We start from the raw sequence: 20,587 nt of genomic DNA on the forward strand, positions 1-20,587 counted from the left end.
CCGCGGCTGCCCGCCCCGGCGGCCGAGGACGGCACCACGGACGTCACGTCGGTGTCCGGTCCCTCGCGCCGTGGGCTCCTCGCCGTGAGCGGGGTGCTCGCGGCGACCGCCGCCGCGGGTGGCGTCTGGTGGTACCGGGGGCGTGAGCACACCACCACTCCCGCCGCGAAGGCGACCCCGCAGACGCGCAACCTCGAACCGCTGTGGCAGTACGGCGGCAAGGACCTCGACGTGCTGGGCTGGGGCCTGGTCGTGCCGTATCAGGCCGACGGGTCGATCTGGCTGCCGCTGAACGCGACCGCCGAACGCCTCGCGCCCACCACCGGGCGGGTGCAGGGCGAGGTGCGCGTCACGGCCAACTGGTGGCAGACGGCCGTACAGGAAGGGCAGTTGTACCTGCTCGGTCACGACCCCGCCCAGGCAGGGGAGTCGGTGTCGGTCGACACCTGGAACGACGGCGCGGACGCCGTGCGGCCGACCCCGGCCGTCCTCACGAATGCCACGCCCACCCTCGTACCGAACCAACTCCTCTGCGTCTTCGGCGACATCGCGTACGTGTCGGTGGGCCAGGGGCAGGTCCCGGCGGACAAGGGCTTCCTGCCCGCACAGACCTGGACGCTGCGCGCCGTCGACCTCGGAACCGGCCGGACGCTCTGGACGCAGACCCTGCCGCAGCGGTCGAGCGGGAGCCGACGGCTGCACTTCGTCGCCGCGAGGGTCGTCGGCGAGCGCCTGGTGACCCTCCAGGCGACGGCGGAGACGCAGACGCAGCTCGTCGTACGGGACATCCGCAGCGGAGCGGTCCTGTGGGACACGCCGTACAACGTCAGTGATCCCGACGCGATCCGCGGCGAGTTGGCCGTCGACGAGAGGTATCTCTACCTCGGCGGTTCCCCGTTGCGGGCGCTGCGACTGAGCGACGGCGCACCGGCGTGGGCCACCGAGGCCGGGAAGATCTACGGCCCGCCGACGCCGGCGAAGGGCGTGGTGTACACCGTCGGGTCGGGCATCGGGCTCACGGCGCTCGACGCCGCGACGGGCAAGGTCCTGTGGACCGAGGCGACCACCGAGGCGACGGAGGCCTACACCCTCTGGCAGCCGGTAGTCGGCACCCGCTACGCGTATTACCGGAACGGGCTGCAACTGAGGGCGGTGAACCTCGCGGACCACAGAACCGTACTTACGTACCGAACAACCGGAAAACACTTCCACGCGTACCCGGAGGCCCGGTTGGTCCTCGCCGTGGACGACGACCGGTTGTCCGCCTACCCGCTCAGGTGACCGCCGCGCTCCACCCGCAGAAGGACACCCACGATGAACCCTCTCGGCACCGGTGACCCGATCCGCCTCGGTCCCTACCGTCTGCTCGGCGTCATCGGCGAAGGCGGCATGGGCAAGGTCTACCTCGGCCAGGACGGCCCCGGCACCCTCGCCGCGGTCAAGGTGCTACGCCCCGAACTCGCCTACGACACCGAGCTCGCCCAGCGTTTCGTCCGGGAGGCGCAGGCCGCACAGGCCGTGCGCGGCAAGGGAGTTGCCGCCGTACTGGAGGCACGCACCGAGGGGACGCGGCCGTGGATCGCCAGCGAGTTCCTCGCCGGGCTCACCCTGGCCGAGGCGGTCGAGGCGCACGGCCCGCTCACCGAGCCCGCGCTGCGCGCCCTGGGCGCCTCCCTGGCGGACACCCTCGCCGACATCCACGCGGCGGGCTTCATCCACCGCGATCTCAAGCCGCCGAACATCGTGCTCACCTCGGACGGGCCACGCGTCATCGACTTCGGCATCGCCCGCCCCGAACACGGACTGACTCTCACCACCACCGGCCAGGCCCCCGTCACCCCGGGCTACGGCGCCCCCGAGCAGGTGCTCGGCCGGCGCGTGACCCCCGCCGCGGACGTGTTCTCGCTGGGCGCGGTACTCGCCTACGCGATCACCGGAAAGCGCACCTTCGAGGGCTCCCATGTGGCCGTCGTGCAGTACGCGGTCGTCCACGGGGAGCCTCGACTCGACGGCGTGAAGCCGCAGTTGAGGGCACTGGTCGAGCCCTGCCTCGCCAAGGACCCGGCGGAGCGTCCCGAACTCGCCGACATCGTGCGGGTGATGGACGTACCCAAGCGTGCCGACCGGGCCTGGAAGCGGGGACGGCTCGCCGACGCCATCAAGGACCGCGAGACCGGCGCCGCCCGCATGACCACCGACGTGTCCACCCAACTGCCGGGCGCCAGACGGGCGTTGACGCGGCGGCGGCTGCTCACCGGACTGTCCACCACGGGTGTGGTGGTCGCCGCCGGGGGCGGTACGACGGCCTGGCTGCTCGGCACGGGAGGCGGCGGCGGTACGAGCGCCCGTCTGACGAACAGCCCCTTCACCGTCCCGCCGGCGGTGCCCACCCCCACGGCGAAGATGGCCGTCGTCGCCGACAAGGTCTCCGGCTCTCTGGGCCGGCCCACCGGCCTCTGGACGCTGGAGAACGCCGCGGACGTCTACTCGCCGTATCTGCTGCCGGTGCGGGACGTCCTCGTGTTCGGCGCCGCGAGCGGCGGCATCGTGGCCCACGGCGTCAAGGACGGCAAACGCCGCTGGAGCGCGCCCCGCGTCGTGACGAAGAGCGGTTATCTGTCGCTCTCCGACCGGCTGGTCGTGGGCACGGACAGCCAGGGCGCGCTGCGTACGTACGTCCCGTCCACCGGAGAAGCCAAGTGGACCTGCCCGGCGGCCGAGGCGGCACAACTCCTCGCCGCCGACGCGGAGTCGGTGTACGTCATCACCAAGGACGACCGGCTGCGCAGCGTGCGCCGCGCGGACGCGAAGGTCGGGTGGACGGCGACGGTACCGGCCGACTTCCGCAAGAAGGTGTTCGCCCCGGCTGCCGTCGGCCCGGGCCGGATGGTCATGGGGACGACCGACGGCAACTTCCTGGCGGTCGACACGAGCAACGGCCGGATGGCGTGGAATCGCCTCGACCATGTCGTCGTCGGGGTCCGGCCGACCGTCCGGGGCGACACCGTGTACCTCGGCGGCAAAACCCTGGACGCGGTGCGGATCGGTGACGGCGAGCGGATCTGGAGCGCCAAGCCCCACGGGGACCTCTACCGGGAGCGATGGGGGCCGGTGACGGTCTCCGGGAGCAGGCTTTACGCCACGGAGGGCATCTATCCCAGACGTCTGGACCCGCGCGACGGCCGGCAGCTGTGGTCCGGCTACTCCGACTCCGCGGGCACGGCTCTCTACGCCGGCCGTGCGCTGCCGCAGGGGCACGCGGTCTGGTCGATCGACAAGAGCGTGGTGCAGACCGAGCCCATGGAGCTCGACGCCGCGAACGCGATCGACGGGGGGAGGCTGTGGCGGTACGAGTTCCCCCGTACCGACTACACCCGCCTGGCCGCCGACGGAAACCGGGTCTTCCTCATGCACGGCAGCACGGTCGTCGCCCTCACCACGTTCTGAGGAACCCGTCGGTTCACCCGGGCCTTACTCGTCGCCGTCCGGGACCCGTCCGATCTGGACCAGCGGCTTCCCCCGCTTCCGGGACACGAACACGCCCCGCCCGGCGGGCATCGGCCGCGGCCTGACCCCGCCCAGCAGGTCGCCCTCGGCCGGGTCGCCCGCCAACACCACGCCCTGGGCGCCGAGTTCCTTCATCCGCTGCATGAACGACTCGTAACCGGCGCGCCCCGCACCCGCCGTGGAGCGGGCGATGATGAAGCGCACGCCTACATCCCGGGCGAACGGCAGGAGTTCCGTCAGCCCCGAAAGCGGGTTGCCGCTCGACGTGGACACCAGGTCGTAGTCGTCGATGATCACGAAGACCTGCGGACCCCGCCACCAACTCCGGTCCCGGAGCTGCTGCGGCGTGACGTCGGACGTCGGTGTCCGGCGCTGCATCAGGTCGACCAGCGCGTCCATGTGGTGCTGCATCTGGTTCGACATGGGGATGTACTCGGCCAGGTGCGAGGGCGGGGTCACACCCAGCAGGGAACGCCGGTTGTCGACCACGAACAGCTTGCACGCGTTGCCGTCGTAGCGCTCGCCGAGGCGCTTGATCAGCAGCTTGAGCAGGTTCGACTTGCCGGACTCGCTCTCGCCGAAGACCAGGAAGAACGGGTCCTGGTCGAAGTCGACGAACACCGGCTCCAAGTTGTCCTCGTCGAGGGCGAAGGAGATGCCCCGGTTCGGGAAGAGGTCGCCGGGCGGCAGCTGGGTCGCCGCGAACTCCCTAGGCAGCAGCCGGACTTCGGGCGCGCCCGGCTCCTGCCAGTGCCGGGCGACCTCCGCCGTGAGGGCCGTCGTCGCCTCCGCGAGGTCCGTGTCCGAGGACAGACCGTCGATACGCGGGACCGCCGCCATGAAGTGCTGCTTCTGCGGGGTCTGGCCCCGACCGGGCACACCCGTGGGCACGTTGGCCGCGACCTTGCGGTCGAACTCCGAGTCCATCGGGTCGCCGAGCCGCAGCTCCAGACGGTTCATCAGGTGGTCCTTCATGTTCGCGCGGACCTCCATGGAGCGCGAAGCGGTGAGGACCACATGGATGCCGTAACCGAGGCCGCGGGCCGCGATGTCCAGCACCAGCGGTTCCAACGCCTCGTAGTCCGTACGGAAGTTGCCCCAGCCGTCGATGACGAGGAAGACGTCACCCCAGGGCTGGTCGGCCACCGAGATGTCGCCCCGCGCGCGGCGGGCGCGGAACTCGGCGATCGAGGAGATCCCGGCCGTACGGAAGTACTCCTCGCGGCGGGTCATCACGCCGTAGACCTCGGCCGCCGTACGCCGGACCTTCTCCGGGTCGAGCCGGGAGGCCACCCCGCCCACATGCGGCAGACCGGCCACCGCCGACAGGCCGCCACCGCCGAAGTCCAGTGCGTAGAACTGCACTTCGCGCGGGGTGTGGGTGAGCGCGAACGACGCGATGAGCGAGCGCAGCAGCGTCGACTTGCCGGACTGCGGACCGCCGAGGATCTGCATATGGCCGGCCGCGCCGCCGAAGTCGGTCCACAGCGGGTCGCGCCGCTGCTCGTACGGCTTGTCGACCAGGCCGACCGGGACGACGAGCCGGCCGGCGGCCCCGTAGCCGGGCTGGGTCATGCCCCGCCCCGGCACCGCGGCGAGTCCGGGCAGCAGGGAGTCGAGCGACGGCGGGCTGTCCAGCGGGGGCAACCACACCTGGTGGGCGGCCGGACCCTGCGCCTCAAGCCGCCGCACGATCACGTCGAGCACGGTGTCGGCGAGCGCGTCGTCCTTCTCGTCCGGCGTCTCCGCCTGACGCTGACGCGGCACGGGCGCGTACTGCACCGGCACCTGCGCGGCCGTGAACAGCACGGGCCTGCGGTCCACCGGGAGCGGTCCGCCGAGCGCGGCGGCCTGCTGCGAACCGGTGCGGTACACCCCGGAGACGTACGCCGCCTTGAAGCGGACCATCTCGTCGGTGCCGTACTTCAGGAAGCCGGAACCCGGCACGTTCGGCAGTTCGTAGGCGTCCGGCACGCCGAGCGCGGCTCGCGACTCGGCCGCCGAGAACGTGCGCAGACCGATCCGGTACGACAGATAGGTCTCCAGGCCGCGCAGCCGGCCCTCCTCCAGGCGCTGCGAGGCCAGCAGCAGATGCACACCCAGCGAACGGCCGATGCGGCCGATCTGCACGAACATCTCGATGAAGTCCGGCTTGGCGGTGAGGAGTTCGCTGAACTCGTCGATCACCAGGACGAGCGACGGGACGGGCTGCAGGGGGGCACCCGCGGCGCGCGCCTTCTCGTAGTCGTGGATGTTGGCGTAGTTGCCCGCGTCGCGGAGCATCTCCTGGCGGCGGTTCAACTCACCGCGGATCGAGTCACCCATACGGTCGACGAGCGTCAGGTCGTCGGCCAGGTTGGTGATCACGGCTGCCACATGCGGCATCTGCGCCATCCCGGCGAAGGTCGCACCGCCCTTGAAGTCCGCGAGGACGAAGTTCAGCGTCTCCGAGGAGTGGGTGACCGCGAGACCGAGGACCAGCGTGCGCAGCAGCTCCGACTTGCCGGAACCGGTGGCGCCGACACACAGGCCGTGCGGGCCCATGCCCTCCTGGGCCGCCTCCTTGAGGTCGAGCATCACGGGCCGGCCGTCCTCGCCGAGCCCGATCGGAACCCGCAGCCGCTCCGCCGTCGAGCGCGGGCGCCAGGTCCGCTTCGGGTCCACGGAGGCCGCGTCGCCCAGGTTCAGCAGATCCGTGAACTCCAGGTTGGCGAGCAGCGGTTCGTCGTCGTCACCGCCCGACACCATGCGCAGTGGCGCCAGTTGCCGGGCCAGCGCCTCGGCGGCCTCGTACGACAGCACGTCGGGCGTGCCTTCGTAGACCATGCCGTGGCCCGACTCCAGGCGGAGTTCCTTCGGGTGCACGACGACAGAGAGGTCGCCCCGGCCGCTGCTGAGGTCGCCGGGCACGACTTCGACGATCGTCACCCCCTGGAGGCCCTCCGGGCTCGCCAGGAAGGAGGTCGGCGGCAGGGAGACGCCGTCCAACACGACCACCAGATGAGGCTGTTCGGGCACCGGCGCTCCGGCCGGGTGGAAACGCGGACGGCCCTGGAGCCGGTCCGTGAGCATCTCCTCCAGCTCCATCGGGTCGGTGGCGATCAGGCGCATGCTGCCCGCGCCGTCCGCGAGACCCGGCGCCTGCGCGTGGGGGAGCCACTTGGCCCACTCCCACTCGGGCACCGACTCGCGCCCGGTGGCGACGGCGATGACGAGGTCCTCGGGGGAGTGCATCGAGGCGAGGGAGGCGGCGACGGCGCGCGCGGTGCCGCGCACGGTGGCCGGTTCGCCGCTGATCGTCACGTGGTAGAAGGCGCGCAGCGAGACCGCCATCGGCAGGTCCTCAAGAGTGCTGTGCGTGGCCAGGAAACGCTGCATCGCGCCCGCGGTCAGCGGCTCCAGCTCGTCGACCGGGGCGGTGTCCGGCGGGATCAGGGGAGTGGCGAGACCCTGCGGACCGAGGCCGACCCGCACCTGTCCGAAGTCCTCGTCGTTCGTGCGGCGTTCCCAGACCCGGCTGCCCTCGGCGACCAACGCCCACAGTTGCTCCGGCGAAGGGTGCAGGTAGTACTGGGCGTCGCGCTGGGAGCGCGCGGTCTCCAGGGCCGTACGCCGGGTCTGCGACAGATAGCGCAGATAGTCACGGCGCATGTCGGCCATCTGCCCCTGGTTGCCCCGGCGGTAGCGGACCAGCATCGAGACGCCCATCGCGACCGTGGACGCGATCATCACCATGCCCATGATCTTCATGAACGGCTGGGCACTGGGGTTGAAGAAGAACACCACCGACCCGCCCATGCCGAGCATGGGCAGGAGCTGCATCATGGCGCCCTCCTGCTGGCCGCGCGGCAGCTCCGGCGGAGCCTGCAGCATGACCTCGTCCGTGGGCACTTCCTTCGGCAGCGACCTCGGCGGGCGTTTGACGACGATCTGGCTCACTACGCACCAATTCCCTTGCCGGACCGAGTTGTTTCGTCCGCCGCCCCGTGTCGGGCGGACGCCGATCCGCACTGCGCGATCCTACTGACAACCACTGACAACGGCGGGCGGTAGGGTGCCCGTGAGACGTGTGAGCAGTTGCGAATCGTTCCGGGAAAACCGGGCAAAACCGCAGTGTTCGCGGCGGGCGGATCCCGTCGGATCCCGTTGAGTGCCGGGCGCGACGGCGCGGTCGACCGACGGGACGGGTGGCACGGCGCGACCTGCACAGGATCTTTACGGCGGAACTACACGCTGGACGCGCGCGGCAGCTTTGCGGACCGTCCGTCACTGACAAGGGGGAACAGCAGGTGAGCATCACGGCCTCCGCGCCGACCGGCGCGACCGGCGGAACGGGCACCGGAGCCTCTTCCGGGGCGGGCATGGGCTTCGGCTTCTGCCGGGTCACCATCGTGGCGCCCGACAGCCGGATCGACGTGGCCCTGCCCGACGACGTACCGGTCGCCGACCTGTACCCCGAGATCCTGCGGCTGTCCCAGCAGAGCCTCGCCGAGGGCGCCCCCGTCGGCTACCACCTCGTACGCCGCGACGGCACCGTCCTCGACGGCGCCCGCTCCTTCGCCGCACAGCGCATCCTCGACGGCGAACTGCTCACCCTGCGCCCCTTCGCCGACTCGCTGCCGCCGGCCGTCTACGACGACGTCTCCGAAGCGGTCGCCGCCGCCGTCACCCGTGACCGTGCCCTGTGGAACGGCGAGTTGACGCGCGCCGCCGGTCTCGTCGCGGGCGCAATCCTGCCCGCGCTGCTCGCGTTCGTGGCCTGGAGCTCCCAGATCCACCACGACATGAACAGCCTCCAGGGCATCGTCGCCGGCCTCGCCGGCATCCTCCTCGTCACCATCGCCTGCGTACGCGCACGTGTGTACGACGACCGGGGCTCGGCGGTCGCCCTGGGCCTGGGCGCGCTCCCGAACATCGCCGTGGCGGGCTCCGGACTGCTCCCCTTCTCCGAAGGAGAAGGCATCGGACGGCTCCAGTTCCTGCTGGCCTGCGCCGCCGTCCTCGTCGCCGCCGTGGTCCTCACCCTGGTGTCACCCGGCGGAGACGGCCCCTTCGTGGCCTTCGTCTTCGCCTCCGCCATCGGCCTGTTGACGACGTTCGTCGCGATGCTCACCCACCTGAAGCCCATCGAGACGGCCGCCGTCTGCGCCCCGCTCTCCGTATGCGCGCTCGCCTTCCTGCCGGGCCTGTCCATGCGCTTCGCCCGCCTGCCCATCGGCTTCGAACCGCCCCACCCCAACCGCGGCGGCTACGGCGACGGCGAACCCGTGGCCCAGGAGCCCGTCGACGCCGAACGCATCGCGGCCCGTGCCCGCCGCGGCCACGAACTCCTCGTCGGCCTGGTCGGCGGCTGCGCCCTCGTCTCCGTCGGCGCCTCGATCGTCCTCGGCTTCTCCAGCAACACCTGGGCGCAGCTCCTCGCCCTCGCCACCGGCGTCGCGATGCTGATGCGCGCCCACCTGTTCCGCTACACCGCCCAGGTCGGCGCCACCCTCGCCGCGGGCCTCGCCGCTCTCGTCTTCCTGGGCCTCGGCCTCGCCCTGAACCCGCCGCACGCGTACGTGCGGGACGCGTTCCTCGGCGACCCGAACTCCCTGGACATCCGCAGTGTCTGGCTCGCGGCGGCCGTAGCAGCGTCCACCGCGCTGGTCACCGCCGTCGGACTGATCACCCCGAAGCGCGGAGTCACCCCCTTCTGGGGCCGCTTCCTGGAGATCGCCGAGAGCTTCGTCCTGCTCACCCTGATCCCGCTGTCCCTGGCCGTCTTCGACGTGTACGCGCGGGCACGGGCGATGACCAGCTGAAGAAACGTAGACATGGGAAAGGGGCGGCACGCGTGCGTGCAGCCCCTTTTCCTTTGTGTACGACTACTGCTCCTCCGGAGCCGGCTCCAGATCGAACTCGCCGTCCCGGGCGCCCAGCACGAAGGCCGTCCACTCCGCCTCCGTGTACCGCAGCACGGTGTCCGGGTCGAGCGACGAGCGCATGGCCACCGCCCCGTCGGGCAGGTCGGCGATCTCGACGCGCTCCTCGTGCTCCTCCGTGCCCGGCGCGCTGCGCCACTCCACGCCCGAGATGTCGAGGGCGTACAGCTCGTCCCGCTCCCGCTCCTTGCGTGCCTTGATCTCCTGCTCCGTCTCCGCCATGGCGAAGCGACCCCTTCCCGACGAACCGACGTGATCTACGTCTACACGTAGATGCAGATCACCCTAGTGGCCGTATCCGCCCCGGTCAGGGCCCTTCACAGAGCTGGACCGAGGTGTCCCCCCAGGCTGGTACGCTGTGTAGCGGCCGTTTGTGTACGCACCCCTGGAGCTCACCGCTCCGGAGGCCGCGCCCAGCGGATCCCGCCTCCCGAGTTACGGAAGCTCCCCTGAGAAGTGGACCAGGGGCACTCGGTGGCACATCTCAGACTACGAGGAGTACGCGTGTCGCTCGACGCCGCTACGAAGAAGCAGCTCATCACCGAGTTCGGTCAGAAGGAGGGCGACACCGGCTCCCCCGAGGTCCAGGTCGCCATGCTCTCGCGCCGTATCTCGGACCTGACGGCGCACCTCAAGACCCACAAGCACGACCACCACTCCCGTCGTGGTCTGCTGATCCTGGTCGGTCAGCGCCGCCGGCTGCTGCAGTACCTGGCCAAGAAGGACATCCAGCGCTTCCGTGCGCTGGTCGACCGCCTGGGCATCCGCCGCGGTGCGGCGGGCGCCAAGTAAGACGCCGTGAGGGGAGCGGGTCCCGAAACGATCGGGAGCCGCTCCCTTTGCCGTTTGTGCGGAAACGTGCGGAGTGTCACTGCCGCTTTGTAGTGTGGTAGCACAACGCAATACGCACGACACAGCACGACAACGCACGACAGCACGACAACGTACGAAACGAACGAGGAGAAGCGCGCCTCGCAGCCGCCGGTCCTCGGTAGTGGCCCCCGGGCAGGAAACCCGGGTGCTTCGATCGAAGACCGGCCCGCACCAGACAGCGCTTCTCCGCCACCGTCCCCCCGCCACACGGGCGGGGAGGGACGAAAGACGACAAGTAACGGAGAAAACGCTAGTGGAGAACGAGACCCACTACGCCGAGGCCGTCATTGACAACGGCTCCTTCGGCACCCGCACCATCCGCTTCGAGACGGGCCGCCTGGCCAAGCAGGCCGCAGGCTCCGCCGTGGCGTACCTGGACGACGACACCATGGTGCTGTCGGCCACCACCGCCTCCAAGAACCCCAAGGACCAGCTCGACTTCTTCCCCCTCACGGTGGACGTCGAGGAGCGGATGTACGCCGCCGGCAAGATCCCCGGCAGCTTCTTCCGCCGTGAGGGCCGGCCGTCCGAGGACGCGATCCTCACCTGCCGCCTGATCGACCGCCCGCTGCGCCCGTCCTTCAAGAAGGGCCTGCGCAACGAGATCCAGGTCGTCGCCACGATCATGGCGCTCAACCCCGACCACCTGTACGACGTCGTGGCGATCAACGCCGCCTCCGCGTCCACGCAGCTGGCCGGTCTGCCCTTCTCCGGCCCGGTCGGCGGCGTCCGCGTCGCGCTGATCAACGGCCAGTGGGTCGCGTTCCCGACGCACACCGAGCTTGAGGACGCCGTCTTCGACATGGTCGTCGCCGGTCGCGTCCTGGAGGACGGCGACGTCGCGATCATGATGGTCGAGGCCGAGGCCACTGAGAAGACCATCCAGCTCGTGCAGGGCGGCGCCGAGGCGCCGACCGAGGAGGTCGTCGCCTCCGGTCTGGACGCCGCGAAGCCCTTCATCAAGGTGCTCTGCCGTGCGCAGGCCGACCTCGCCGCGAAGGCCGCCAAGCCGACCGGCGAGTTCCCGATCTTCCTCGACTACCAGGACGACGTCCTGGAGGCCCTCACCGCCGCCGTCCGCCCGGAGCTCGCCTCCGCGCTGACCATCGCCGGCAAGCAGGACCGCGAGGCCGAGCTGGACCGCGTCAAGGGTCTCGCCGCCGAGAAGCTCCTCCCGGAGTTCGAGGGCCGCGAGAAGGAGATCTCCGCCGCGTACCGCTCGCTGACCAAGTCCCTGGTCCGTGAGCGCGTCATCAAGGAGAAGAAGCGCATCGACGGCCGCGGTGTCACCGACATCCGCACCCTGGCCGCCGAGGTCGAGGCCATCCCGCGCGTGCACGGCTCCGCGCTGTTCGAGCGTGGCGAGACCCAGATCCTGGGCGTCACCACCCTCAACATGCTCCGCATGGAGCAGCAGCTGGACACCCTCTCCCCGGTGACCCGCAAGCGCTACATGCACAACTACAACTTCCCGCCGTACTCGGTGGGCGAGACCGGCCGCGTCGGCTCCCCCAAGCGCCGCGAGATCGGCCACGGAGCGCTCGCCGAGCGCGCCCTGGTCCCGGTCCTCCCGACGCGCGAGGAGTTCCCCTACGCGATCCGTCAGGTGTCCGAGGCCCTCGGGTCGAACGGCTCGACGTCCATGGGCTCGGTCTGCGCCTCCACCATGTCGCTGCTGAACGCCGGTGTGCCCCTCAAGGCCCCCGTCGCCGGTATCGCCATGGGCCTGATCTCCCAGGAGATCAACGGCGAGACGCACTACGTCGCCCTCACCGACATCCTCGGTGCGGAGGACGCCTTCGGCGACATGGACTTCAAGGTCGCCGGCACCAAGGAGTTCGTCACCGCCCTCCAGCTCGACACCAAGCTGGACGGCATCCCCGCCTCCGTCCTGGCCGCCGCTCTCAAGCAGGCCCGTGACGCCCGCCTCCACATCCTCGACGTGATGATGGAAGCGATCGACACGCCGGACGAGATGTCCCCGAACGCCCCGCGGATCATCACCGTCAAGATCCCCGTGGACAAGATCGGCGAGGTCATCGGCCCGAAGGGCAAGATGATCAACCAGATCCAGGAGGACACCGGCGCCGAGATCACGATCGAGGACGACGGCACCATCTACATCGGTGCCCAGGTCGGCTCGCAGGCCGAGGCCGCCCGCGCCACGATCAACGGCATCGCCAACCCGACCATGCCGGAGGTCGGCGAGCGCTACCTGGGTACGGTCGTCAAGACCACCACCTTCGGCGCGTTCGTGTCGCTGCTCCCGGGCAAGGACGGTCTGCTGCACATCTCGCAGATCCGCAAGCTCGCCGGCGGCAAGCGCGTGGAGAACGTCGAGGACGTGGTCGGCGTGGGCCAGAAGGTCCAGGTCGAGATCGCCGAGATCGACTCCCGCGGCAAGCTCTCCCTGATCCCCGTCATCGAGGGTGAAGAGAACGCCGAGGACGACAAGAAGGACGACGGCGACAAGTGACGTCGACCAGCACCACGACGACGGCCCGCACCTCCTCGGAGGCGCGGGCCGTCGCCCGTACCCAAACCCTCATCCAGGGCACCAACGGCATCGGCACGGTCCGTAAGACCACCCTCCCGGGCGGCCTGCGCATCGTCACCGAGACGCTGCCCTCGGTCCGCTCCGCGACCTTCGGCATCTGGGCACACGTGGGCTCCCGCGACGAGACACCGTCCCTGAACGGCGCCACGCACTACCTGGAGCACCTCCTCTTCAAGGGCACGCACAAGCGCAGCGCGCTGGACATCTCCTCCGCGATCGACGCGGTCGGCGGCGAGATGAACGCGTTCACCGCGAAGGAGTACACGTGCTACTACGCGCGCGTGCTCGACACCGACCTGCCGCTCGCCATCGACGTGGTCTGCGACATGCTGACGGGCTCCCTGATCCGCGAGGAGGACGTCAACGTCGAGCGCGGCGCCATCCTCGAAGAGATCGCCATGACGGAGGACGACCCGGGCGACGGCGTGCACGACCTGTTCGCGCGCACGATGTTCGGCGACAACCCCCTCGGCCGCCCCGTCCTCGGCACGGTCGACACCGTCAACGCCCTCACCGCGGACCGCATCCGCCGCTTCTACAAGAAGCACTACGACCCGACCCACCTCGTGGTCGCGGCCGCGGGCAACATCGACCACGACAAGGTCGTACGACAGGTCCGCGCGGCCTTCGACAAGGCGGGCGCCTTCCGCACTCCCGAGGCGGCACCCATCGCCCCGCGCGACGGCCGCCGCGTGCTGCGCTCCACTGGCAAGGTCGAGCTGATCGGCCGCAAGACCGAGCAGGCCCATGTCGTTCTCGGCATGCCGGGCCTGGCCCGCACGGACGAGCGCCGCTGGGCGCTGGGGGTCCTCAACACGGCCCTCGGCGGCGGCATGTCCTCCCGCCTCTTCCAGGAGGTCCGGGAGAAGCGCGGCCTGGCCTACAGCGTGTACTCGTACACGTCCGGCTTCGCCGACTGCGGCCTCTTCGGCGTCTACGCGGGCTGTAGGCCCTCGCAGGTCCACGACGTGCTGAAGATCTGCCGCGACGAACTCGACCAGGTCGCCGAACAGGGCCTGTCCGACGACGAGATCGGCCGCGCTGTCGGCCAGCTCCAGGGCTCCACCGTCCTCGGCCTAGAGGACACGGGCGCGTTGATGAACCGCATCGGCAAGAGCGAGCTGTGCTGGGGCGAGCAGATGTCCGTCGACGACCTGCTGGCCAGGATCGCGTCGGTCACCCCGGACGAGGTCCGCGCGGTCGCCCGCGAGATCCTGGGACAGCGACCCTCGCTGGCGGTCATCGGCCCGCTCAAGGACAAGCAGGCGGCCCGACTGAACGACGCCGTCGCCTAACACCCGCCGTCGGAACCCGTATCCGGTAAGGAAGCAAGAACGATGAGCAAGCTGCGCGTGGCGGTCCTCGGTGCCAAGGGCCGTATCGGTGCCGAGGCGGTACGAGCCGTCGAGGCCGCCGAGGACATGGAACTGGTGGCCGCCCTGGGCCGGGGCGACTCACTGGAGACGCTCACGGAGTCCGGTGCCCAGATCGCCGTCGAACTGACCACCCCCGCCTCGGTGATGGACAACCTCGACTACTGCGTGAACCACGGCATCCACGCGGTCGTCGGCACGACGGGCTGGACCGACGAACGCCTCGCGCAACTGAACGGCTGGTTGGCGGCATCCCCGGAGACGGGCGTCCTCATCGCGCCCAACTTCTCCATCGGGGCCGTACTGACCATGAAGTTCGCGCAGATCGCCGCGCCCTACTTCGAGTCGGTCGAGGTCATCGAACTGCACCACCCGAACAAGGTGGACGCCCCCAGCGGCACCGCCACGCGCACGGCTCAGCTCATCGCCGAGGCCCGCGCGAAGGCCGGCTCGGCTCCCGCGCCGGACGCCACGACGACGGCCCTGGACGGGGCGCGCGGTGCGAACGTCGACGGCATCCCGGTGCACGCCGTCCGGCTGCGCGGCCTGCTCGCCCACCAGGAGGTCCTGCTGGGCGGCGAGGGCGAGACCCTGACCGTCCGGCACGACTCCCTGCACCACAGCAGCTTCATGCCGGGCATCCTGCTCGGCGCGCGCCGCGTGGTGACGACCCCGGGCCTCACCTTCGGCCTGGAACACTTCCTGGACCTGGGCTGAGGCTCACGACATGCGCGCCAAACTCACCTACGCCGTCACGGCCGCCGTCCTGGTCTTCTACTTCGTCCTGGTCGGCAGCCGCGGCGTCATGCTCATACAGTCGGGCACGGTCATCACGGTCACCTTCGGGATCGCGGTCCTGATCCTGCCGGTTATCGGCGTGTGGTTCCTCTGGAAGAACACCCAGTTCGTCCGCAACGCCAACCGCCTCGCCGCCCTCCTCGACGCCGAAGGCGGCCTCCCCGTCGACGAGTTGAGGCGCACCCCCGGCGGCCGTATCGACCGGGACTCCGCCGACGAGGTCTTCGCCAAGCGCAAGGCCGAGACGGAAGACGCCCCCGACGACTGGCGCAGCTGGTTCCGCCTCGCCGTCGCCTACCACGACGCCCGCGACACCCCCCGCGCCCGCAAGGCCATGCAACGCGCGATCGCCCTGCACGACGGCCGCCCCGTCCAGGCCTGAACACCCGTACCCCGAAGGGGCCGGTCCGCACTCGCTGTGGACCGGCCCCTTCGCGTTGCTTTTGGTCGGTCAGCTCCGCCGGTACTCGTCGGACCACACCTCGACCGAATCGGCGGCCCGGTCGAAGGCGGAGGCACGCGCCAGGAAGTCGATGTCGTGCGTGGTCAGCAGCGCGGGCACGTCCTCCGGAGCACGATCCTTCCGTACGAGGACCAGCGCCTGCCCCTGCACCGTGCGCGGCAGCCCGAGCCAGCGGACCGGCTGCTGCACCGTCCGCACGGCCACGATCCGGTCCCACGGCACCGTACGGGTGAACAGGAACCGCACCCGGCGCAGCCCGCGCGCGCTCACCCATACGCCCATCCGCAGCAACCGCAGGGCACAGAGAATGACGGCCACCGCGATACCGAGGATCACCCCGGCCTCGGACCGCGAGCCGGTCAACGCGATGATGACGGCGGCGAAGAGCACGTACGACGCGAGCAGCAGCACGAGCGCCGACGCCGCCACGCGCCACGGTCCGGGCCGGTAGGGGCGCCGCCAGCGGTCGCGGTCGTCGAACGGCAGCGCGAGCTCGTCCGCGGCCTCGAATGCGCGGTCGGCCGTAAGGAAGGGCAGGGGCACGGCTGGTGTCCTCACTGAATCCATGCGTGGGCTGTGCCCGGTGAGGCTATCCGGCCGTGTTCCCGGTCACCACCATTGGGGGTCCGGATGAGTCATGGTCAGCTCGGCGGCCGGTAATTGCCAGGTCAGCGGTTGTCGGCGGCCTGCGACTGCTGGTTCTGTGTCGAGAGGTTGTTCTGGGACAGCGCAGGCATACCGAGGACCAGGGAGCCCACGATTCCGGCGATGATGGTGAGCCCCAGAAGCCAACGCCCGGCTATCTGACCGGCGGACGCGCGCTCACGGGGTGGCGGGGTGACGTTGCTGCGGAATCGGTCGGTCTCGGCGATGAAGGCGAACGGGACGGGTTCGCGTCCACGGAACATCGGTGGTGCATCTCCCTTCAGGGATCGAACGGATGACTCTCAATGAGAGAGACGAGCGAACGCCTCGAAAGGTGCCCGGTTTCACCGACTTCACTCGGTCAAGACAGTGAACGTCCCGTTTGGTGGGCCGTAGAGTGGCGCTCGCCAAGACACAAGTTGGGAAGGATCCTCCGAACAGTGACCTCCACCTCCGACGACGATTTCAAGATCGACCTCCGCAGCGAAGTCACCGTCGAACTGGTCAAACACACCGCGACGGATTCCGATGTGCTGTTCGCGGCCCGCGTGTCGACCGTCGGCGAGCAGTCCCTGGATGAGATGGGCAAGGATCCCGAGAGCTCCAAGGGGTTGATCAACTACCTGATGCGGGACCGGCATGGCAGCCCGTTCGAGCACAACTCGATGACCTTCTTCATCAGCGCCCCGATCTTCGTCTTCCGCGAGTTCATGCGACACCGGGTGGGCTGGTCGTACAACGAGGAGTCGGGACGCTATCGGGAGTTGCAGCCGGTGTTCTACGTGCCGGACACGTCGCGCAAGCTCGTCCAGCAGGGGCGACCGGGCAAGTACGTGTTCGTCGAAGGCACTCCGGAGCAGCACAACTTCGTGGAGCAATCCATGGAGGAGTCGTACCGCCGGGCGTACCGGACGTACCAGGAGATGCTTGCGCAGGGCGTAGCCCGGGAAGTCGCCCGCGCGGTCCTCCCCGTGGGCCTCTTCTCCTCGATGTACGCCACGTGCAACGCCCGCTCGCTGATGCACTTCCTCGGTCTGCGCACCCAGCACGAGCTGGCGAAGGTCCCGTCCTTCCCGCAGCGGGAGATCGAGATGGTCGGCGAGAAGATGGAGGAGCAGTGGGCCAAGCTCATGCCGCTCACCTACTCCGCCTTCAATGCCAACGGCCGTGTCGCCCCGTAGCGCACCTCTGTTTGCCGAGCGGGCACACATGTACGGGTCATCCGCGCGAAGTGTCCGTATTGCGGCATTTGGAGAAGTTCATCTAGCCTGATCAAACGGACCCGGCACTGCTTGAACCCCCGAGCAGGCAGTGCCGGGCTCCATATTTGTCACGACTTGTCGCCTGCCCCGAGGGCAGACCCCGCATTGAGCAGCGAGTAGCGTGTTACCCATGGCTCCGACCTCCACTCCGCAGACCCCCTTCGGGCGGGTCCTCACCGCCATGGTCACGCCCTTCACGGCGGACGGCGCGCTCGACCTCGACGGCGCGCAGCGGCTCGCTACCCACCTGGTGGACGCAGGCAACGACGGCCTGGTCATCAACGGCACCACCGGTGAGTCCCCGACCACCAGCGACGCGGAGAAAGCGGATCTCGTACGAGCCGTACTGGAAGCGGTCGGCGACCGCGCCCACGTCATCGCCGGCGTCGGCACCAATGACACCCATCACAGCGTCGAACTCGCCCGCACGGCCGAACGCACCGGCGCGCACGGCCTGCTCGTCGTCACGCCGTACTACAACAAGCCCCCGCAGGAGGGCTTGTACCGGCACTTCACGGCCGTCGCCGACGCCGCCGAACTGCCGGTCATGCTCTACGACATCCCCGGCCGCAGCGGCGTCCCGATCGGCACCGAGACCCTGGTCAGACTCGCCGAGCACCCCAGGATCGTCGCCAACAAGGACGCCAAGGGCGATCTCGGCCGCGCCAGCTGGGCCATCGCCCGGACCGGCCTGGCCTGGTACTCCGGCGACGACATGCTGAACCTGCCGCTGCTCTCCGTGGGCGCGGTCGGCTTCGTCTCGGTCGTCGGCCATGTCGTCACACCCGAGCTGCGCACCCTCGTGGAGGCGTACGTCTCCGGTGACGTCCAGAAGGCCACCGAGATCCACCAGAAGCTGCTGCCCGTCTACACCGGCATGTTCCGCACCCAGGGCGTCATGACCACCAAGGCCGCGCTCACCCTGCAGGGACTGCCCGCCGGACCGCTGCGTTCACCGATGGTCGAGTGCTCGGCCGAGGAGATCGCCCAGCTCAAGATCGATCTTGCCGCCGGCGGGGTACAGCTCTGACAACAGACTTCACAACTGAATACGCAGGACTTCGGTGCCTGCAGCCCACCAATAACTGCTTTTGCACGAACGTCATGCGCGCCACGTGCCCACCGGTACGTGGCGCGCATGGGTAGGAGAGTCTTTTGAGCCATCCGCATCCTGAACTCGCCCCTCCGTCGAAGCTCCCCGAAGGCGGCCTGAGGGTCACCCCACTCGGCGGCCTCGGGGAAATCGGCCGAAACATGACGGTCTTCGAATACGGCGGCCGTCTGCTGATCGTCGACTGCGGCGTGCTCTTCCCCGAGGAGGAGCAGCCCGGAATCGACCTGATCCTGCCGGACTTCACGTCCATCAGGGACCGCCTAGACGACATCGACGGCATCGTCCTCACGCACGGCCACGAGGACCACATCGGCGGAGTGCCGTACCTCCTTCGTGAGAAGGCGGACATTCCGCTGATCGGCTCCAAGCTGACCCTCGCCCTGATCGAGGCGAAGCTCCAGGAGCACCGCATCCGCCCGTACACGCTTGAGGTCGCCGAAGGGCACCGCGAGCGCATCGGTCCGTTCGACTGTGAGTTCGTCGCGGTCAACCACTCGATCCCGGACGCCCTCGCGGTAGCCATCCGCACCCCCGCGGGCATGGTCGTCCACACCGGCGACTTCAAGATGGACCAGTTGCCGCTGGACGGTCGTCTGACAGATCTACACGCGTTCGCACGACTCAGCGAGGAAGGCATCGACCTTCTCCTCGCCGACTCGACGAACGCCGAGGTCCCGGGATTCGTCCCGCCCGAGCGCGACATCTCCAACGTCCTGCGGCAGGTCTTCGCGGGCGCCCGCAAGCGCATCATCGTGGCGAGCTTCGCCAGCCACGTGCACCGCATCCAGCAGATCCTGGACACGGCACACGAGTACGGCCGCAGGGTCGCGTTCGTCGGCCGCTCGATGGTCCGGAACATGGGCATCGCGCGTGACCTCGGCTATCTCAAGGTTCCGCCGGGCCTGGTCGTGGACGTCAAGACGCTCGACGACCTCCCGGACAGCGAGGTCGTCCTCGTGTGCACGGGCTCGCAGGGCGAACCGATGGCCGCACTGTCCCGCATGGCCAACCGCGACCACCAGATCCGCATCGTCGCGGGCGACACGGTGATCCTGGCGTCGTCGCTCATCCCGGGCAACGAGAACGCCGTCTACCGGGTGATCAACGGCCTCACCCGCTGGGGCGCCAACGTCATCCACAAGGGCAACGCCAAGGTCCATGTCTCCGGACACGCCTCGGCCGGCGAGCTGCTGTACTTCTACAACATCTGCAAGCCGAAGAACCTGATGCCGGTCCACGGCGAATGGCGCCACCTACGGGCCAACGCCGAACTGGGCGCCCTCACCGGCGTCCCGCACGACCGGATCGTCATCGCCGAGGACGGCGTGGTCGTCGACCTCATCGAGGGCAAGGCAAAGATCTCGGGCAAGGTCCAGGCCGGTTACGTGTACGTCGACGGCCTCTCGGTCGGCGACGTCGGCGAGCCCGCGCTGAAGGACCGCAGGATCCTGGGAGACGAGGGCATCATCTCGGTCTTCGTCGTCGTGGACTCGTCCACCGGCAAGATCACGGCGGGCCCGCACATCCAGGCCCGCGGCTCCGGCATCGACGACTCCGCCTTCGTGGAGGTGGTCCCGAGGATCACGGAGGTCCTGGAGCGCTCGGCCCAGGACGGGGTGGTGGAGCCCCACCAGCTGCAGCAACTCATCCGCCGCACGCTCGGCAAGTGGGTCTCCGACAACTATCGGCGCAGGCCGATGATCCTCCCGGTCGTCGTGGAGGTCTGACCGTCGTACGACCCCCTCGTACGCGTGAACCTGGAGCGGGCCGCCTCGATTTGCATCGAGGCGGCCCGCTCCAGTACGTTTACGGCTCCGCCTGAGGGGGAACCCGGACACTTCGCGTGTACGGGAGTCACTCCCGGAGGGCAGGAAATTCCGACTCAGAACTTCTGATAAAGTCGGGATCGCCGGAAAGGGAAACGCGGAAGCGGAAACCTGGAAAGCACCGAGGAAATCGGAACCGGAAACGGTCTGATAGAGTCGGAAACGCAAGACCGAAGGGAAAAGCCCGGAGGAAAGCCCGAGAGGGTGAGTACAAAGGAAGCGTCCGTTCCTTGAGAACTCAACAG

General features: G+C 69.3%; 15 protein-coding genes. 11 read left to right on the forward strand and 4 right to left on the reverse strand.

The genetic code is table 11. From position 1 onward, the window contains the following. Both R6V09_RS19840 and R6V09_RS19845 read left to right on the forward strand, forming a co-directional pair. On the forward strand, nucleotides 1-1,281 hold a 1,281-nt coding region (locus R6V09_RS19840; protein ID WP_317882747.1), incomplete at its 5' end, for an outer membrane protein assembly factor BamB family protein. A gap of 33 nt (nucleotides 1,282-1,314) precedes the next feature. Beyond that, the gene (locus tag R6V09_RS19845) at nucleotides 1,315-3,447 is read left to right on the forward strand and encodes a protein kinase domain-containing protein (RefSeq protein ID WP_317882748.1); all 2,133 of its coding nucleotides are present in this window, start codon (nucleotides 1,315-1,317) and stop codon (nucleotides 3,445-3,447) included. A gap of 24 nt (nucleotides 3,448-3,471) precedes the next feature. On the opposite strand, the gene eccCa is transcribed toward R6V09_RS19845, so the two are convergent. Continuing rightward, complete coding sequence (eccCa, locus tag R6V09_RS19850; RefSeq protein ID WP_317882749.1) at nucleotides 3,472-7,446, reverse strand: type VII secretion protein EccCa; 3,975 nt, start codon at nucleotides 7,444-7,446, stop codon at nucleotides 3,472-3,474. 350 nt (nucleotides 7,447-7,796) lie between these two features. Here eccCa and eccD point away from each other — a divergent pair, with 350 nt between their 5' ends. Then, nucleotides 7,797-9,311: a type VII secretion integral membrane protein EccD gene (gene eccD / locus R6V09_RS19855; protein ID WP_317882750.1), complete on the forward strand. Its 1,515-nt coding sequence runs from the start codon at nucleotides 7,797-7,799 to the stop codon at nucleotides 9,309-9,311. A 63-nt stretch (nucleotides 9,312-9,374) separates the two neighbouring features. Here the strand turns inward: eccD and R6V09_RS19860 are convergent, their stop codons facing one another. Next, a complete protein-coding gene (locus R6V09_RS19860) occupies nucleotides 9,375-9,653 on the reverse strand; it encodes a DUF397 domain-containing protein (RefSeq protein WP_317882751.1) in 279 nt (92 codons plus the stop codon). A 282-nt stretch (nucleotides 9,654-9,935) separates the two neighbouring features. Here R6V09_RS19860 and rpsO point away from each other — a divergent pair, with 282 nt between their 5' ends. From rpsO to R6V09_RS19885, 5 genes are all read left to right on the forward strand, one after another. After that, the gene (gene rpsO / locus R6V09_RS19865; RefSeq protein ID WP_317882752.1) at nucleotides 9,936-10,223 is read left to right on the forward strand and encodes a 30S ribosomal protein S15; all 288 of its coding nucleotides are present in this window, start codon (nucleotides 9,936-9,938) and stop codon (nucleotides 10,221-10,223) included. Nucleotides 10,224-10,557: 334 nt separating this feature from the next. Continuing rightward, nucleotides 10,558-12,780, forward strand: coding sequence for a polyribonucleotide nucleotidyltransferase (locus R6V09_RS19870; RefSeq protein WP_262059230.1), 2,223 nt, complete (start codon nucleotides 10,558-10,560; stop codon nucleotides 12,778-12,780). Next, complete coding sequence (locus tag R6V09_RS19875; protein WP_317882753.1) at nucleotides 12,777-14,156, forward strand: M16 family metallopeptidase; 1,380 nt, start codon at nucleotides 12,777-12,779, stop codon at nucleotides 14,154-14,156. The genes R6V09_RS19870 and R6V09_RS19875 overlap by 4 nt, the downstream gene beginning before the upstream one ends. A gap of 42 nt (nucleotides 14,157-14,198) precedes the next feature. Beyond that, nucleotides 14,199-14,951 (forward strand): 4-hydroxy-tetrahydrodipicolinate reductase, encoded by a 753-nt coding sequence (gene dapB, locus R6V09_RS19880; protein ID WP_317882754.1) that lies wholly within the window; start codon nucleotides 14,199-14,201, stop codon nucleotides 14,949-14,951. A gap of 10 nt (nucleotides 14,952-14,961) precedes the next feature. Beyond that, nucleotides 14,962-15,414, forward strand: a complete 453-nt coding sequence (locus tag R6V09_RS19885; RefSeq protein WP_317882755.1) for a tetratricopeptide repeat protein — start codon at nucleotides 14,962-14,964, stop codon at nucleotides 15,412-15,414. Nucleotides 15,415-15,483: 69 nt separating this feature from the next. Here R6V09_RS19885 and R6V09_RS19890 read toward each other — a convergent pair whose 3' ends face one another. Together R6V09_RS19890 and R6V09_RS19895 are read right to left on the reverse strand one after the other, a co-directional pair. After that, entirely contained in the window at nucleotides 15,484-16,038 is a 555-nt protein-coding gene (locus R6V09_RS19890) for a hypothetical protein (RefSeq protein WP_317882756.1), read from the reverse strand. Between the two features lie 125 nt (nucleotides 16,039-16,163). Further along, nucleotides 16,164-16,403: a hypothetical protein gene (locus R6V09_RS19895; RefSeq protein WP_317882757.1), complete on the reverse strand. Its 240-nt coding sequence runs from the start codon at nucleotides 16,401-16,403 to the stop codon at nucleotides 16,164-16,166. A gap of 177 nt (nucleotides 16,404-16,580) precedes the next feature. On the opposite strand from R6V09_RS19895, the gene thyX reads away from it, so the two are divergent. From thyX to R6V09_RS19910, 3 genes are all read left to right on the forward strand, one after another. Further along, nucleotides 16,581-17,321, forward strand: coding sequence for an FAD-dependent thymidylate synthase (thyX, locus tag R6V09_RS19900; RefSeq protein ID WP_317882758.1), 741 nt, complete (start codon nucleotides 16,581-16,583; stop codon nucleotides 17,319-17,321). Between the two features lie 211 nt (nucleotides 17,322-17,532). Next, entirely contained in the window at nucleotides 17,533-18,432 is a 900-nt protein-coding gene (gene dapA, locus R6V09_RS19905; protein WP_317882759.1) for a 4-hydroxy-tetrahydrodipicolinate synthase, read from the forward strand. Between the two features lie 125 nt (nucleotides 18,433-18,557). Further along, the gene (locus tag R6V09_RS19910; RefSeq protein WP_317882760.1) at nucleotides 18,558-20,243 is read left to right on the forward strand and encodes a ribonuclease J; all 1,686 of its coding nucleotides are present in this window, start codon (nucleotides 18,558-18,560) and stop codon (nucleotides 20,241-20,243) included. Nucleotides 20,244-20,587: the final 344 nt, after the last annotated feature.

Origin of the sequence: Streptomyces sp. W16 (assembly GCF_033194735.1) — a bacterium.
Taxonomy (GTDB): domain Bacteria; phylum Actinomycetota; class Actinomycetes; order Streptomycetales; family Streptomycetaceae; genus Streptomyces.